Here is a 13,422-nt window from a genome sequence, read left to right on the forward strand (position 1 = left end):
GCATTTCGTGAACCCGATTTTGTGGCATGGTGCTAGGTAGCTTTCTGATCAAACTTGAACGGATCCCGCCATGATGCACACTTTTGTCCCGCCCCACCGCTTTTTCCCCTACCTGACCTGGACGGAGATCCAGGCCATGCCCGACAAAGAGAACGTGGTGATCATTCAGCCGGTTGCCTCAATCGAGCAACACGGGCCCCACCTGCCCCTGGTGGTGGATGCCTGCATCGGCACGGCGATCATTGGGCGCGCCATGGAGAAGCTGGAGCCTGAGATCCCGGCCTATGTTTTGCCCACCCAATGCTACGGCAAAGCCAACGAGCATTGGCATTTCCCCGGCACCATTACCCTCTCGGCCCAAACCCTGATGGCGGTGCTGACGGAAGTGGCAGAGAGCATCTACCGAGCTGGGTTTCGCAAGCTGGTGTTCCTCAATTCCCACGGTGGCCAGCCACAGGTCCTGGAGATTGTTGCCCGCGATCTGCACCAGAAGTATGAAGATTTCATGCTGTTTCCGGTGTCGGTCTGGCGCGTTCCCCACGAAGGACGAGAGCTGTTTACCGAGAAAGAACGGGAATTGGGCATTCACGCCGGCGATGGGGAGACCAGTATGCTGATGCACCTTTTGCCGGACACGGTGCGAACCGACCGATTGGTCTGCGAATATCCCCACGATCTGCCGGAAAACAGCCTGCTCAGCATGGAAGGGCGGATCCCTTTCGCTTGGGCAACTCGCGATCTCACCCAGAGCGGAGTTTTGGGCGATGCCACCGCCGCCACGCCGGAGAAAGGCAAAGTTTTGGTGGAGTCCATGTCTGACGGCTGGGTGCGGCTGATCCGAGATCTGCACCGGTTCCAGCAGCCCAAGGCTTGGCGCAAAGCCCCGCTGCTGGTCTAGGGATCCAGGCAAAAGACCTACGGCCTGCTTTGTGAAAGGCTTTCGCCAGAACTGGCCGACCAAGATACGACCTGCTGACGCGATCAGGGCAGCTTTTTGCTGGGCTGCTGCGAACTCTATCTGCCCAATGGGAAAGGGTGATACCTTGGCCCCAGAACACACCCGTTCTGGTGGAAATGGGGTGGATTTGGGCAAAGTTCACCTGGCCACTGCCCATGAGGGTATGGATATCTTCATCGCTAACGGTCAGGAGCTACAGTCGAAGCGGCAGTACCCGGAAAGCCGAAGGGGAAGCTGGCCCAGTTGCTGCGTTGCAGGCAAAAGGGTTCGCGGCGGTATCGCCGACTGGTTCGTCATCTTTCCTGTCGGGCCCAAGCTGTTCGCCTCTGGCGGCGGGGAGCGCTTGAAAGAATCCTCGCCCTCTGGGTCAAGACTCAATTAACCAACGGCTCCAGCCCCCGCAAACACGCTGCCAATGCGGCGCATTGCCTCTTCCACGTTGGCGCGGCTGTTGAAAGCGGACAGGCGCAGATAGCCCTCTCCGGCGCTGCCGAAGCCAGAGCCAGGGGTACCCACCACATGGCAGGTGTGCAGCAGCTTGTCAAAAAACTCCCAACTGCTCAGCCCATCGGGTGTTTTCACCCAGACGTAGGGGGCATTCACGCCGCCATAGACTTGGATCCCCACTTCGGCCAACTGCTGGCGAATGATGCGGGCATTTTCCAGGTAAAACTGCACCAGACCTTGCACCTGCGCTTGCCCCGCTTCGGAATAGACCGCCTCCGCCCCCCGCTGCACAATGTAGGACACCCCGTTGAACTTGGTGGATTGACGGCGATACCACAAGCTCCACAGATCCACCCAGGATCCATCGGCAGCTTGCCCCCGCAAAGACTTGGGCACCACCGTAAAGGCACAGCGGGTGCCGGTAAACCCAGCGGTTTTGGAAAAGGAGCGGAACTCGATGGCACATTCCCGCGCCCCTGGAATCTCGTAAATGGAGTGGGGGATCCCGGGCTCGGTGATATAGGCTTCGTAGGCGGCATCGAACAGGATCAGGGAGCCGTGGGCACGGGCATAGTCCACCCAGTTTTGCAGATGCTCCCGTGTGGCCACTGCGCCTGTGGGGTTATTGGGGAAGCAGAGGTAGATCACATCCACCTTTTGGCTGGGCAGGCTGGCGGTGAAGTGATTTTCGGCAGTGATGGGCAGATAGACCAGGCCCTCGTATTCGCCGCGTTCGTTGGCCGGCCCCGTATGGCCCGCCATCACGTTGGTGTCCACATAAACCGGATAGACAGGATCCGTGATGGCGATGGTGTTGTCGTGGCCGAGGATATCCAGGATGTTGCCGCAATCGCACTTGGAGCCATCGGAGACGAAGATCTCGGAAGCGTCGATATCGCAGTTGCGGGCCTGGAAGTCGTGCCGGGCAATGGCCTGGCGCAGCCACTCGTAGCCCTGCTCTGGCCCATAGCCGCGAAAGGTGGCCCGTTCCCCCATTTCCTCCACCGCCCGGATCATGGCCGTTCGACAGGCTTCCGGCAGCGGCTCGGTGACATCGCCAATGCCCATTTTGATAATTTGAGCTTCGGGATGGGCGGTGGCAAAAGCCTGCACCCGCCGGGCGATCTCGGGAAAGAGATAGCCGGTCTTGAGCTTGAGGAAGTGGTCGTTGATCCTGGCCATGGAGGTTTGCCGAAGAGGAGGTCATCGGCTTTTCAGTGTAGCTGTTCGCGCTAGCGGGACGGAGTCCTTAGCCGGTTCCGGGCCAGAACTCTTCTACGTCGCGGTTCCCCTGCCCATAGCAACAACCCCGGCGGAGGCGGGACGGAGTAGGATGCTACCTTGGCAAAGATCCTTTGGAGAGCAGGGATGAAGCAGCAGAGGGGAATGGCTCGGCACGAGAGGTGGGCGGTGGGCCTGTTGGCGATCTGGGTTTGGCTGAGCTGGGGGATGGGGGCCTGGTCTGCTCCCCTTTGTCGGGATCCCCTCTTGCTGCGGCAGATCTTGGCAGCTCTGGGCCGTCCGGAGGTGAAGGTAGAGGAGGTGGCCCTTTTTGATTCGGATCAGTGTCTTGTCCAACTGGTGTTGGATCGCCAGGGGTTGAGCGGCTCCTTGCCGCCCGAAATAGGCCAATTTCGCCGGTTGCGAGCCTTGTCCCTCAGCCACAACCAACTTTCCGGCCCCATTCCGCCCGAGCTGGGGCAACTCAGCCAGTTGGAAAACCTGTTTCTCGACTACAACGAATTCTCCGGCTCCATCCCATCCGAGCTGGGGCAGCTGCGCAACCTGCGCGGCCTGTTTTTGGATCACAACCAGCTCTCTGGGCCTATTCCCCCCCAGCTGGGGCAACTGCGCCACCTGGAAAACCTCATCCTGCAAAACAACCGCCTCAGCGGCACCCTTCCCGGCCAACTGGGCCAGATGAGCTCCCTCAAGGGCCTGTTTTTGGATCGCAATCAGCTCTCTGGGCCTATTCCCCCCCAACTGGGGCAACTGCGCCACCTGGAAAACCTCTACCTGTCGGACAATCGCCTCAGCGGATCCCTGCCCCCCGAGCTGGCTCAGCTGAATCAGTTACGGGATCTGCGCCTGGCACGTAACCAATTCACGGGAGAACTGCCGACCTTTTTGGCAGAACTGCCCCGACTGGAGCGGCTGCACATCGAGGGAAACCCCGGCCTCTGCTTGCCGGCCGCCCTGTCGGAGTGGTTTGCCGGCCTAAACCCGGCGGATCCCCTGCCGGCTCCCATCTGCTCATGGACTCCGTCCCGCTAACGCGACCGGTAGCCTACTGGGACTCCGTCCCGCTCAAGTGCTCCGCACCGCGACCGCGAACGGCGCAAGTGTGGGATCCCAGCTTTTCCGGGGGGGAGGGGGAGAGCCGTAGCGACGACCAGGCCACTCCTGCTCGATGGGCCACCACCACTCCAATCGCCTCTAGATAGGAGGTTACCGATACATGAGGGATCCCCAACTGGCGGGGATGCACCTGCATCACGGTGGTGTTTTCCTCGACGGCAATGAAAAGCGGAGGACGGGCAAGGACTCCGTCCGTTCGCGTCAGCGGCGGAGCATTGTGGTGGGGTCGCGACAGCGTTGCGCCGCAATAACGGCTGGCCAGGTGCAGCAAGCCAGGCCCCCCAAAGGCAGTGGCCGGGGCAATGACGCTGTCCACCTGCTCTGCTGTCAGGTCGCCCGGTTGGGCGGGATCCCCGCTCTTGACAAATTGGGGAGCGTAGCTGAGGCCCACCAAAACCGAAGGCAAGAAGGTAAACCCCACCTCTTCAGCAGCAGCGCGGGGGTGAACCGGCTTGGGGAAAGTCTCAGGGTAGAAAGCGGGGGCATGGGCACAAGGGATCCGCAACTCCCGCACCACCAGGTGGCTGATCAGGGCTTCGACGCCGGCCAGGGGATCCACCCCCCTTCCCTGCTCGTACTGGCTGAAGTCCAAGTCATCCGGAAAGCGGGCCACCACGGCAATGGCCTCTGCCCCCAGGCGAACCAGCTCCTGGGCAGTCTCCAAGAGAGCATCGGGCCGGGCTAGGGATCCCTGGCTGGCTCCTGAGGGGGAGAAGCCGACGGAAACGCCCAAGGGTTGGCGGGTCAAGCGCCAGGGGCCAATGTTGAGCCCCAAGGTGGCCTGAGCAGCCTGCATCACCTGCAGGTGGCGTTGTTGCAGATCGGGGGGGATCCCGGCATCCAGCACCACCCCAACACAGTTTTGGCGCACTGGCCGCAAATTCCACACTCCCGCACAGAACTGATCCAGGCCGTACCCTTCCACGTACAACACGTTCCCCATCGGCCAAAACAAACTGGCTCCGTTTAACACGTTGGGATGGGTGATGACCCGCTCTGCGGCTGCTGCCAGGGTGCGGGCAACAGGCAGGGCATCCCCGGCAAAACCACCGATGCGGGCACCAATGCCGGTGGGGATGAGCAGGAGGCTGGTGTAGGGATGGCTCATGCTGCTATGTCTACAGCACTCTATGCTGCTACACGCGAACGGGAACCGCACCGCTAACGCCGGACGGACAGGATCTGCTGGGCTAGGGCCTCGGCCCGCCGCACACAATCTCCCAAGGCCACGCCATCCAGGTAGTTGGCACACACCCACACCCCTGGGGTTTGGTCGGCCAGGCTGGCCTGCAATTGGGCAATCCGCTGCCGGTGGCCAAGCGTATATTGCGGGATAGCCTGGGGCCACAGGCGCTCTCCCAGTCGGATGGGTTCGACAGGGCGGGTGAGCAGGATCTGGCTGAGTTCTGCATGCACAATTTGGGCCCGCTCGTCAGGGGAGAGCGCCGTAATGGGCGGGATCCCTTTCTGGCGGGCAAAAGCCGCGTCGGTGGCCCCCCCAATGAAGCTGACCAGGCAGTGATAGCCCTGAGGAGCCCGCTCTGGGAAGAGGGAGGAGGCCCAGATGGTGCCCAGGGTGCGCAGGCCCTGAGAGCGAGGGATCAGATGGCCAAACCCTCGCAGCGGTTGGGGGAGGGCTTCTTCTGGATAGGCCAAAGCCACCACCGCCACAGGCGGGTAGGGGATTTCCCTCAGCAGCCGGCTGGCCTGGGGGTTGAGATCCTGCAGGAGGGTGGCAGCAGCGTAGGCAGGGAGGGTGAGCACCACCTGTTGAGCCGCCACCCAGTGGATTTCTTCTGGGGCCGTGTGCTCCGCGCCGCTGTCGTGTATGACGAAGCCCACCCGGTAGCCCGTCTCATCCCGCTTGAGATGCACAGCCCGCCAGCCCAGCCGCAGCGCACTGCCCAGTTTCTGGGCAATCGCCTCAGGTAGCTGCTGCAACCCCTGCCGCAGGTTACCCAGTTGGCCCCGCTTGGGAGGAGGCTGGATGGGGGAGTTGGCGCTGTCCTGGTGACGGGTTCGCGGGAGCGTCGCGTAGCGATAACGGCTGCGCAAAGCCTGCACAGCACCGGCAAAGAGGCTGCCGTAGCGTTCTTCCAAGCCGGCAATGCGGGGGAAGGCTGCCAAGGCGCTGAGCTGATCCGGATCCCCGGCATACACCCCTGAGGTGAAAGGTTCGACCAGCCGTTCCACCACCTCGGATCCCAGTTGCCGCCGGAAGAATTGCCGCACCGTTTCCTCTCCGCCTGGCGGCGGCGCGACAAACCCCAACAACCCACGTAAGGCCCGCAACTTGCCGCCCACGCTCAACAGCCGCGAGCCAATGGCTGCAGAAGGGCTCAGGGGCACCGGCAGCAGCTCTTTTTCCCAGTAGATGTAGCGGGGCAGCTTGGCATCGGCCAGCACCAGGTGCTCCGCCAAGCCCACCTCGGCAATGAGGTTAAGCAGGGCGGGGACGGGGGTAAAGCTGTTGGGGCCCTCTTCCCAGCGATAGCTGTCTTTGGATTGGGTGGAGATACAGCCCCCCACGCGGGAGCTGGCCTCGGCCAGGAGCAGCGGCTGGGTGGATTCATCCTTGGGGGATAAGCCCTGTTGTAATCGCAAGGCCAACGTTAGGCCGCTGATGCCCGCCCCCACCACCACCACCTCGGCCTGCAAGGACTGCGTCCCGCTAAAGTGCTCAACAGAAGAGTTCATCTTTTGGGTTCCAACGGGGTTTTCAATCCTCAAGAGTCAAACAATTATGCTCTGAGCCGCTCCCCGTCCCACCAGCGCGTTCGCGTCAGCGGTGCGGAGCATTTTGGATCTATAGCAGCTAGCGCAGCACCCGAAATAGGCTGGGGATCCCGGCCACCTGGGGCAGTTGTTGGATCTCGGCCAGCGCCTGTCGGCAATCGGCCTCGCGGACGGTGTGGGTGAGGATGACGATCTCCGCCTGCTCTTGGTGACATTCCTTTTGGGTAATGCTCTCCAGGCTAACCCGGTGGCGACCGAAGCAGGTGCCAATCGCCCCCATTACCCCCGGCTGATCCTGAGCCAACACCCGCACGTAAAACTCCGACTCCAATTCCGAGAGAGGGATCAAAGAGGCGGCAGCGGGGAAGCAGGAGAATCCCCACAGCGGATTGGGGGCATCAGCCCCCGTTTGCCGGTGGGCAATCAGGGTCAGCAGATCGCCAACAACGGCACTGGCAGTCGGCCCCCGCCCCGCCCCCGGCCCCGACAGCACCACCTGCCCCAAGGGATCCCCCTGCACCAGGACGGCATTGTCCACACCGTTGATGTTGGCCAAGGGGTGGGTAGAGGGCAGAAGGGTGGGGTGAACCCGGATATCCAAAGCCATCTTCGCTGCCTCCCCGCCAGAGTTGGCCCTTTGGGCGATGGCCAAGAGCTTGAAGGTGTAGCCCCACTCGCGGGCATAGCGAATGTCGGTGGGGCTGATGCCGCGGATCCCTTCGCAGGGGATGGCTTCCCGCTTCACAGACACCCCGAAAGCAAGGCTGGCCAAAATGGCGATCTTGTCGGCGGCATCCCACCCTTCCACATCGGCGCTGGGATCCGCCTCGGCGTAGCCGTGGGCCTGGGCCAGGGCCAGGGCTTCCTCAAACGAGCTGGCCGCCTGGGTCATCTGGCTGAGGATGAAGTTGGTGGTGCCGTTCACAATGCCCCAGACCGCCTGGATGTGGCTGGCCTGCAGGGACTGTTGCAAGGGCTGCAGAATCGGGATCCCGCCCCCGACTGCCGCTTCCAAGAGCACCGAGACTTTGGCTTGGGCTGCCGCCTGAAAGATCTCCTCCCCGTGGCGGGCGATCACCGCTTTGTTGGCTGTGATCACCGGTTTGCCGTGGTCAAGGGCTTTTAAGATCAAGGTGCGGGCCGGCTCCAAGCCCCCCATCAGCTCGATGACCACGTCGATTTCCGGATCCGACACGATTTGCTCCAGATTGGTGGTCAGGCGCTCAGGTGGGATCCGCACTTGCCGCGGCTTATCCAAAGAGCGCACCCCCACCGCCGCAATCTCAACTGACTGCAAGAGAGGATGCCGGGGTTGCTGCAGAATTTGCACAACACCCGTGCCAACCGTGCCCAGCCCCAATAGCCCAACTCGTTCGCGGTAGCGGCGCATAGCGCTTTAGACCACAACTCTTCCTTTTGCCTGCTGTTCCCGTTAGCGGGACGGAGTCCTTTGCCCTGTGAGGGCTCCGCCTCGCCAATGCAAACAGGAAGCGGACGGGATCCCCTCACCATTATCACGCTTGGATCCACGCTCTGCTAACGCGACCATGATCCGCATGCAGAGCACTTTGTTCGCGCTAGCGGGACGGCGTCCTTAGTTGGGATCTATACACTTGTCCGCCAGAGAATCCCGCAAGGCACGGACAAAGTGATAGGGGGGCAAAGGGGCGCTCCAATCCAGTTGCCAATGGGGGTGCTGATCCAGCCAGGTTTGGGTGAGCTGAGCGGCGGCTTCCCACTCGGCAGGGGTGAGCAAAAAGTAAAGCCGCAAGGCTTCTCCTGGCTGGGGATCCCCCCTTTGCACAGGCCAGGTGGAAGGCCAAAGCTGCTGTAGGGCTTGCTGCTCCTGCTCTTGCTGCTCTTGGGCCTGTCGTTGCTGGAGATAGGCTTGCTTGCGGGCCAACAGATAGGCCGTCCCGCTTAGGGAGGGCTGTGGCTCCGGTTGGGGCTGAGGTTGAACCCTTCCTTTGAGACAGTACTCGGCCCGCCCCCCAATGGCTGCGAGGGCTTGTTCGTACTCCGTCTGCCGGGACAGCAGATGGGATCCCAGCTTTTCTGCTGAGAGGAAGCAGGTGCCGAAGCGCAGGGGCAGCACCGGCATCTGGGCGAACAGTCGGCAGATCACCTGGTCGTGGCGCAGGGCAGAGCGCACCAACACCTCATCCGAGACTTGCAGCGACTCCGGATCCGGCATCGGCTCCACAGCAGCGGCAATTCGGCTGCCTGTCGGGGAGAACACCTGCACCGACCGATGGATCCCCTCGGTTTGCCGGATGAAGGGCAAAAGTTCTGGAGCTGGCTGCGGGAAGAAGGCGTAGGTGTAAAGGGGGCTGTTGATACTCTGCTCATTCCCGTCAGCAGTACGGAGCACTTGGGGTTCTGGCTGAGCTGGGAAGGTCATGGTCTCGGATTTAAGACGAGTAGGTAAGACGGGTAGGCTCGCCTTCCCAGTCTACGCAACCTAGGATTGGGATCTTTGAAACCTACAGGGTTCCACCTATAGAGTTCCACGGCCAGAGTTCCACGGCCAGCCTGGAGATGCGATAGACTAACCTCGCATTGGTTCTACACAGGGCTGTGGTGTCGGGGGCCGGAACAGCGCCCGTGTTCAGGCGGGCTCCCCGCCTCAATGCCCCTAACAGGTGAGGCCATGAACAGCCGCCCAGATTTCAAATCCTTTGAAAAAGAAGAAACCGAACGGTTGCGGGATCTGCTCCCCGCTTCTTTCCGACCCTTGATCAGCGTCGTTCCCCACTTCGGGGGTGAAGCCCTGCTCATCTCCCGCCGCAAAGCCCCTTGGCAGCCCCAGGGCACCATCGCCATCGATTTTCGCCGTTGGCAAGGGATCCCTCAGCCACAGCGGGATCTGTTGTTTCTGCGGGAGGTGGGCTGGCTGGGCAACCGCAATTGGTTGCAGCCGGGGTTTTACCAATCGCTGGCCTTGATGGGGGGCATCACCACCGTGGCGGAGCTCTCTTTGCAGCACCCCTTTTCCGCTCTGTTGGCAGGTGGCATTACGGCTCTCTCCGTCCGGCAGATCTGGCAAAACCTGAACCGGGAGAGCGCCCATTTCGATGCCGATGAATTTGCCCTGCGCCGTGCTCAGTTTCGCGGCTACACCCGACAGGAGGCCGCTCAACACCTGGCAGATGCCATAGAACAGGTTCTGAAGCTGGATCCCACCGATATCCTGACGGCGCTACGGCTGCAACGGCTGAGAACCATTGCCCGCAACCTGGCTTCTACCCCCCCCAGCGGAAACGCCTGAGGCCAGTTGCACTTGGGTGATGGCCACCCGACCGGAGAAGCAGATGTCGGTATCGGTTTGGGGATCCCGAGCGCGCTCCGCATAGCGGCCCTGATAGCGAAACCACAGCGACTCTGCCCCATTTCCCTCGGCTTCCACCGCATAATCGAGCGGCAGGGGTTGGGTGCAGAGGGGACAATAAACCCGCTCCGGCAGAGGGGATCCGGCGGGCAAGTGAGGCAGGTTCACATTCCAAAACGCCCCCCTGGGCAGGGATTGTTCCATCAGCTCCGCCAAGATTTCCCGCGTCCACCGCTGGGCTTGCTCCCAGTCGATGGGTTGGCCCCCTGCTCGGTATTGGGAAATGGCAATTCCCGGGATCCCGCGCATCGCTGCTTCCCGTACCGCCGCCACCGTTCCCGACAGATACACATCCGATCCAAGATTTCCCCCCTCGTTGATACCGGAAAGCACCCAATCCACCGCTGGGGCCAGCTTGAATAGGGCCACCCGCACACAGTCGGCAGGGGATCCCTCGACGGCAAAGGTGCGCTCGCCGCGGGCCAAGGCTCGAAAAGGTCGCCCCGTCGTCACCTGGTGGCTGCAGCCGGAAATCGGTTGGTGGGGGGCCACAATCCAACAGTGTTCTTCCGGGATGAGGGCGCTGAGGGCCAACTTGAGGTTGGCCAGCCCGGCAGCCTCGATGCCGTCATCGTTGGTCAGCAATACCTTCATTCCTACTTTTCCCTTCTGCCGGCAACTTCTTGGGTGAGTCCTTTTGCAAGTCCCAGTGGCAAATCTGGAGATCTTGGGTGCAAAAGCGATGTGGATCCCGTTCTTCTTTTACCCTATCCCTAGGGGGGCAGCGTCTCCCATGCCGCGTCCCCTGATCCATCGTATAAACTGATACCGGAGGATTGCGATGACCACACGGGTAGCCATTAACGGATTTGGTCGCATTGGGCGGGCCTTCCTGCGGGTGCTGCTGTCTCAGCCAGCTCCAGAGCTGGAGGTGGTGGCAGTCAATGACCTGACCGAACCCGACAACTTGGCCTACCTGCTCCAGTTCGACTCGGCCTATGGGCGCCTTCCCCAAACCGTGAGCGCGGTGGACGGGCATCTGCAAATCGGCAACCACCTGAAAGTCCGAGTTTTGGCAGAGCGGGATCCGGCACAACTGCCCTGGAAAGATCTGGGGGTTGACCTGGTGGTGGAATCAACCGGCTTGTTCACCAAACGAGAGGGGGCGGCCAAACACCTGGAAGCCGGGGCCAAAAAGGTGATCATCTCTGCTCCCGCCAAAGGCCCCGACTTGACGGTGGTGATGGGGGTCAACGACGACCAATACGACCCGGAGCGGCATCACATCGTCTCCAATGCTTCCTGCACCACCAATTGCTTGGCGCCGCTGGCCAAGGTTTTGTTGGATCGCTTCGGCATCGAGACCGGCTTTCTCACCACTTGCCATGCCTATACCGCCACCCAGGCGATTGTGGATCGCCCGGATCCCAAAGATTACCGGCGGGGCCGCTCAGCAGCAGTGTCGATCGTGCCTTCCACCACCGGGGCCGCCACGGCAGTGGCCGAGGTTTTGCCCGCCCTGAGAGGGAAGATGGATGGCCTGGCGCTGCGGGTGCCCACCTTGACCGGCTCGATTGTGGACTTTGTGGTGCGTACCGAGCAGCCCATCACCAGAGAAGCCGTCAACCAAGCCTTTGTCGAGGCTGCAGAAGGCCCGCTGCGCGGCATCCTGGCCATTGCTCCACCGGAGATCGTCTCGGCGGATATCGTCGGGGATCCCCACTCTTCCATTGTGGATTTGGGATCCACCCTGACCTTAGGGGATCGCACGGTGAAGGTGCTCTCCTGGTATGACAACGAGTACGGCTATGCGGCGCGGCTGGTGGATCTGGCGGCCAAAATCGGGGCTGCGCTGTAGGCGGCCATCCTTGTTGCGTTCAAGGCAAGGCTATTAGAACCGGATTTGCGGTGGGGCAGTTACGGTTCAGATGCGGTTGTGGCCGGGGTTGCAGGCGATGAAGGGGGGCCGAGCCACAGCAGGATCACCATTGCCGGAGCGGCTGTCATCGCCGTGATCAGATAAAACAAAGGCCAATTGACTGCAGCCGCCAAATAGCCTGACACAGCCCCGGCCAAGGTTCCCCCCACGGCAAACACACTGGTGAGCAAAGCATACTGAGTGGCACTAAATTGCCGGTCGCAGAGGCTCATCAAAAAAGCCAGAAAAGCAGCCGTGCCCATGCCCCCGGCCATGTTGTCGAAAATGGTTGCCCCCAGCAGCAGCGGATAGTTTTGCCCCACCAACCCAATCGCTCCCAGGCCCAAATTGCCGATCCCTTGCAAGGCTGCGAAAATGAACAGACAGCGGTAGGTGCCGATGCGGCTGACCCACTCCCCCCCCACAAAAGCCCCAGCCAAGGTGGCCAACAAGCCTATCCAACTGCGGATAATGCCCAGATCGCTGGTGCTAAACCCCGTCTGCAACAAAAATGTGGGGGTCATTTGCCCTGCCAAGCTATCCGGCAACTTGAAGCAGACCACAAACAGCAGGATCGCCCAGGCCAAGCGGTGCCGCCAAAAAGATTGAAACGGCTCGAGGATAGCCGACCGCAAAGAGGTAGGCTTGAGGGCGCTGTTTTCCGGCTCGGGAGCCAAAAACGAGGTGACCACCCCGATTGACATCAGCAGTGCCATGATCCCGTACACCTGCCACCAGGGCAAATAGTCCGCCAAGATCAAACTCACGCCACTGCTGACCAGCAGCGCGATACGGTAGCCGAATACGAAAATGGCTACCCCTGCCCCCATCTCCCGCTCTGCCAAGATATCGGTACGGTAGGCATCCACCGCGATGTCCTGAGAGGCGCTCAAAAAAGCCACCAGCAACCCCACCAGAAAGATCGGGCGGGTGAAAACCGTGATTCCCGGCCAAGTCTGGGCCAGCTCTTCCCATCCCAGAGCTTCCAGCCAGGTTTGGGTCGGATCCTGAAAACCCAGTAGCCCTATGCTGAGCAGCAACAGCACTTGGGTCAGGGCCATCCACCCCCGCCGCCGACTGCCCCGCAGGGATCCCGGTGCCGGCAACAGAAATCGATCCAGAACAGGCGACCACAGAAACTTAAAGGAGTAGGGCAAATTGAGCAGGTTAAACAAGCCGATGGCAATGGTGGTCAAGCCCGCTTGGGTCAGCCAAGCATTCAAGGTGGTGTTGATCAGCAGCAGCGGCAAACCCGAAGAAAACCCCAACAGCAGCAGAACGCCCATCTTAGAGCTGCCGTAGACGCCCAACATCCGCCTCAAGACGCTTGCCCCCGCCTCAATCATAACTAGCCCTCCCCGCCATCCTGTCTATTTTCAGGGATCCCTGTATTGCCAGTATGGTCATTTCAATTAAACTAGGGCACTGCACCCACACCTAAAACTCTGAGTGCAGCAGGCTATAGGGCTTTTCAAGGACTCCGTCCCACTGGCGCGATCAGCAGCCCAGGCGTCTCACCTTAACCTGAAATGACCATAACATCCCAGTGAAACTCCCCATTGCGTAGCTCCCCTCTCTCAAGGGGAGAGCATGACTCTAGTCAATAATAAGCTCAACTATACTGAAAATAATGTATAATATGTTCAGTACGGATTACTACCAGTTGATCTTTCTGTT

The 13,422-nt window shown here is 61.0% G+C and carries 12 protein-coding genes; 5 read left to right on the forward strand and 7 right to left on the reverse strand.

The annotated features are described in order from the left end of the window. Positions 1–73: 73 nt before the first annotated feature. Positions 74–898, forward strand: coding sequence for a creatininase family protein (locus tag ACVWZJ_RS08530; protein ID WP_011433035.1), 825 nt, complete (start codon positions 74–76; stop codon positions 896–898). Positions 899–1,043: 145 nt separating this feature from the next. Continuing rightward, entirely contained in the window at positions 1,044–1,340 is a 297-nt protein-coding gene (locus ACVWZJ_RS08535; protein WP_148202718.1) for a hypothetical protein, read from the forward strand. Here ACVWZJ_RS08535 and ACVWZJ_RS08540 read toward each other — a convergent pair. After that, positions 1,337–2,587 (reverse strand): LL-diaminopimelate aminotransferase, encoded by a 1,251-nt coding sequence (locus ACVWZJ_RS08540; protein WP_011433036.1) that lies wholly within the window; start codon positions 2,585–2,587, stop codon positions 1,337–1,339. The two genes, ACVWZJ_RS08535 and ACVWZJ_RS08540, sit on opposite strands and share 4 nt — an antisense overlap. 186 nt (positions 2,588–2,773) lie before the next feature. On the opposite strand from ACVWZJ_RS08540, the gene ACVWZJ_RS08545 reads away from it, so the two are divergent. Beyond that, entirely contained in the window at positions 2,774–3,679 is a 906-nt protein-coding gene (locus tag ACVWZJ_RS08545; RefSeq protein ID WP_457395785.1) for a leucine-rich repeat domain-containing protein, read from the forward strand. Between the two features lie 13 nt (positions 3,680–3,692). Here ACVWZJ_RS08545 and ACVWZJ_RS08550 read toward each other — a convergent pair whose 3' ends face one another. From ACVWZJ_RS08550 to ACVWZJ_RS08565, 4 genes are all read right to left on the reverse strand, one after another. Continuing rightward, a complete protein-coding gene (locus ACVWZJ_RS08550; RefSeq protein WP_457395787.1) occupies positions 3,693–4,871 on the reverse strand; it encodes a DUF3326 domain-containing protein in 1,179 nt (392 codons plus the stop codon). Positions 4,872–4,924: 53 nt separating this feature from the next. After that, positions 4,925–6,460: a protoporphyrinogen oxidase gene (hemG, locus tag ACVWZJ_RS08555; RefSeq protein WP_457395789.1), complete on the reverse strand. Its 1,536-nt coding sequence runs from the start codon at positions 6,458–6,460 to the stop codon at positions 4,925–4,927. A gap of 118 nt (positions 6,461–6,578) precedes the next feature. Beyond that, positions 6,579–7,889 (reverse strand): homoserine dehydrogenase, encoded by a 1,311-nt coding sequence (locus tag ACVWZJ_RS08560; RefSeq protein WP_011433040.1) that lies wholly within the window; start codon positions 7,887–7,889, stop codon positions 6,579–6,581. 204 nt (positions 7,890–8,093) lie between these two features. Next, on the reverse strand, positions 8,094–8,900 hold the full coding sequence (locus tag ACVWZJ_RS08565; RefSeq protein WP_148202720.1) for a GvpL/GvpF family gas vesicle protein: 807 nt from the start codon (positions 8,898–8,900) through the stop codon (positions 8,094–8,096). 249 nt (positions 8,901–9,149) lie between these two features. Here ACVWZJ_RS08565 and ACVWZJ_RS08570 point away from each other — a divergent pair, with 249 nt between their 5' ends. Beyond that, positions 9,150–9,767, forward strand: coding sequence for a DUF3318 domain-containing protein (locus ACVWZJ_RS08570; protein ID WP_041436440.1), 618 nt, complete (start codon positions 9,150–9,152; stop codon positions 9,765–9,767). Here ACVWZJ_RS08570 and surE read toward each other — a convergent pair. After that, positions 9,699–10,481 (reverse strand): 5'/3'-nucleotidase SurE, encoded by a 783-nt coding sequence (surE, locus tag ACVWZJ_RS08575; protein ID WP_011433043.1) that lies wholly within the window; start codon positions 10,479–10,481, stop codon positions 9,699–9,701. The two genes, ACVWZJ_RS08570 and surE, sit on opposite strands and share 69 nt — an antisense overlap. A 187-nt stretch (positions 10,482–10,668) precedes the next feature. Here surE and gap point away from each other — a divergent pair, with 187 nt between their 5' ends. Next, positions 10,669–11,685 carry a type I glyceraldehyde-3-phosphate dehydrogenase gene (gap, locus tag ACVWZJ_RS08580; RefSeq protein WP_011433044.1) on the forward strand — a complete coding sequence of 339 codons (1,017 nt, stop codon included), beginning with the start codon at positions 10,669–10,671 and terminating at the stop codon, positions 11,683–11,685. 59 nt (positions 11,686–11,744) lie between these two features. On the opposite strand, the gene ACVWZJ_RS08585 is transcribed toward gap, so the two are convergent. Continuing rightward, positions 11,745–13,031 (reverse strand): AmpG family muropeptide MFS transporter, encoded by a 1,287-nt coding sequence (locus tag ACVWZJ_RS08585; protein WP_071818194.1) that lies wholly within the window; start codon positions 13,029–13,031, stop codon positions 11,745–11,747. Positions 13,032–13,422 lie beyond the last annotated feature (391 nt).

The organism is Thermostichus sp. OS-CIW-29, assembly GCF_054058195.1.

Coding starts and splice junctions, on each gene's coding strand:
- ACVWZJ_RS08560 (WP_011433040.1), bottom strand. CDS start 7,889: ATGCGCCGCTACCGCGAACGAGTTGGGCTATTGGGGCTGGGCACGGTT.
- ACVWZJ_RS08585 (WP_071818194.1), bottom strand. CDS start 13,031: ATGGGCGTTCTGCTGCTGTTGGGGTTTTCTTCGGGTTTGCCGCTGCTG.
- hemG (WP_457395789.1), bottom strand. CDS start 6,460: ATGAACTCTTCTGTTGAGCACTTTAGCGGGACGCAGTCCTTGCAGGCC.
- ACVWZJ_RS08550 (WP_457395787.1), bottom strand. CDS start 4,871: ATGAGCCATCCCTACACCAGCCTCCTGCTCATCCCCACCGGCATTGGT.
- ACVWZJ_RS08530 (WP_011433035.1), top strand. CDS start 74: ATGCACACTTTTGTCCCGCCCCACCGCTTTTTCCCCTACCTGACCTGG.
- ACVWZJ_RS08545 (WP_457395785.1), top strand. CDS start 2,774: ATGAAGCAGCAGAGGGGAATGGCTCGGCACGAGAGGTGGGCGGTGGGC.
- surE (WP_011433043.1), bottom strand. CDS start 10,481: ATGAAGGTATTGCTGACCAACGATGACGGCATCGAGGCTGCCGGGCTG.
- gap (WP_011433044.1), top strand. CDS start 10,669: ATGACCACACGGGTAGCCATTAACGGATTTGGTCGCATTGGGCGGGCC.
- ACVWZJ_RS08570 (WP_041436440.1), top strand. CDS start 9,150: ATGAACAGCCGCCCAGATTTCAAATCCTTTGAAAAAGAAGAAACCGAA.
- ACVWZJ_RS08540 (WP_011433036.1), bottom strand. CDS start 2,587: ATGGCCAGGATCAACGACCACTTCCTCAAGCTCAAGACCGGCTATCTC.
- ACVWZJ_RS08565 (WP_148202720.1), bottom strand. CDS start 8,900: ATGACCTTCCCAGCTCAGCCAGAACCCCAAGTGCTCCGTACTGCTGAC.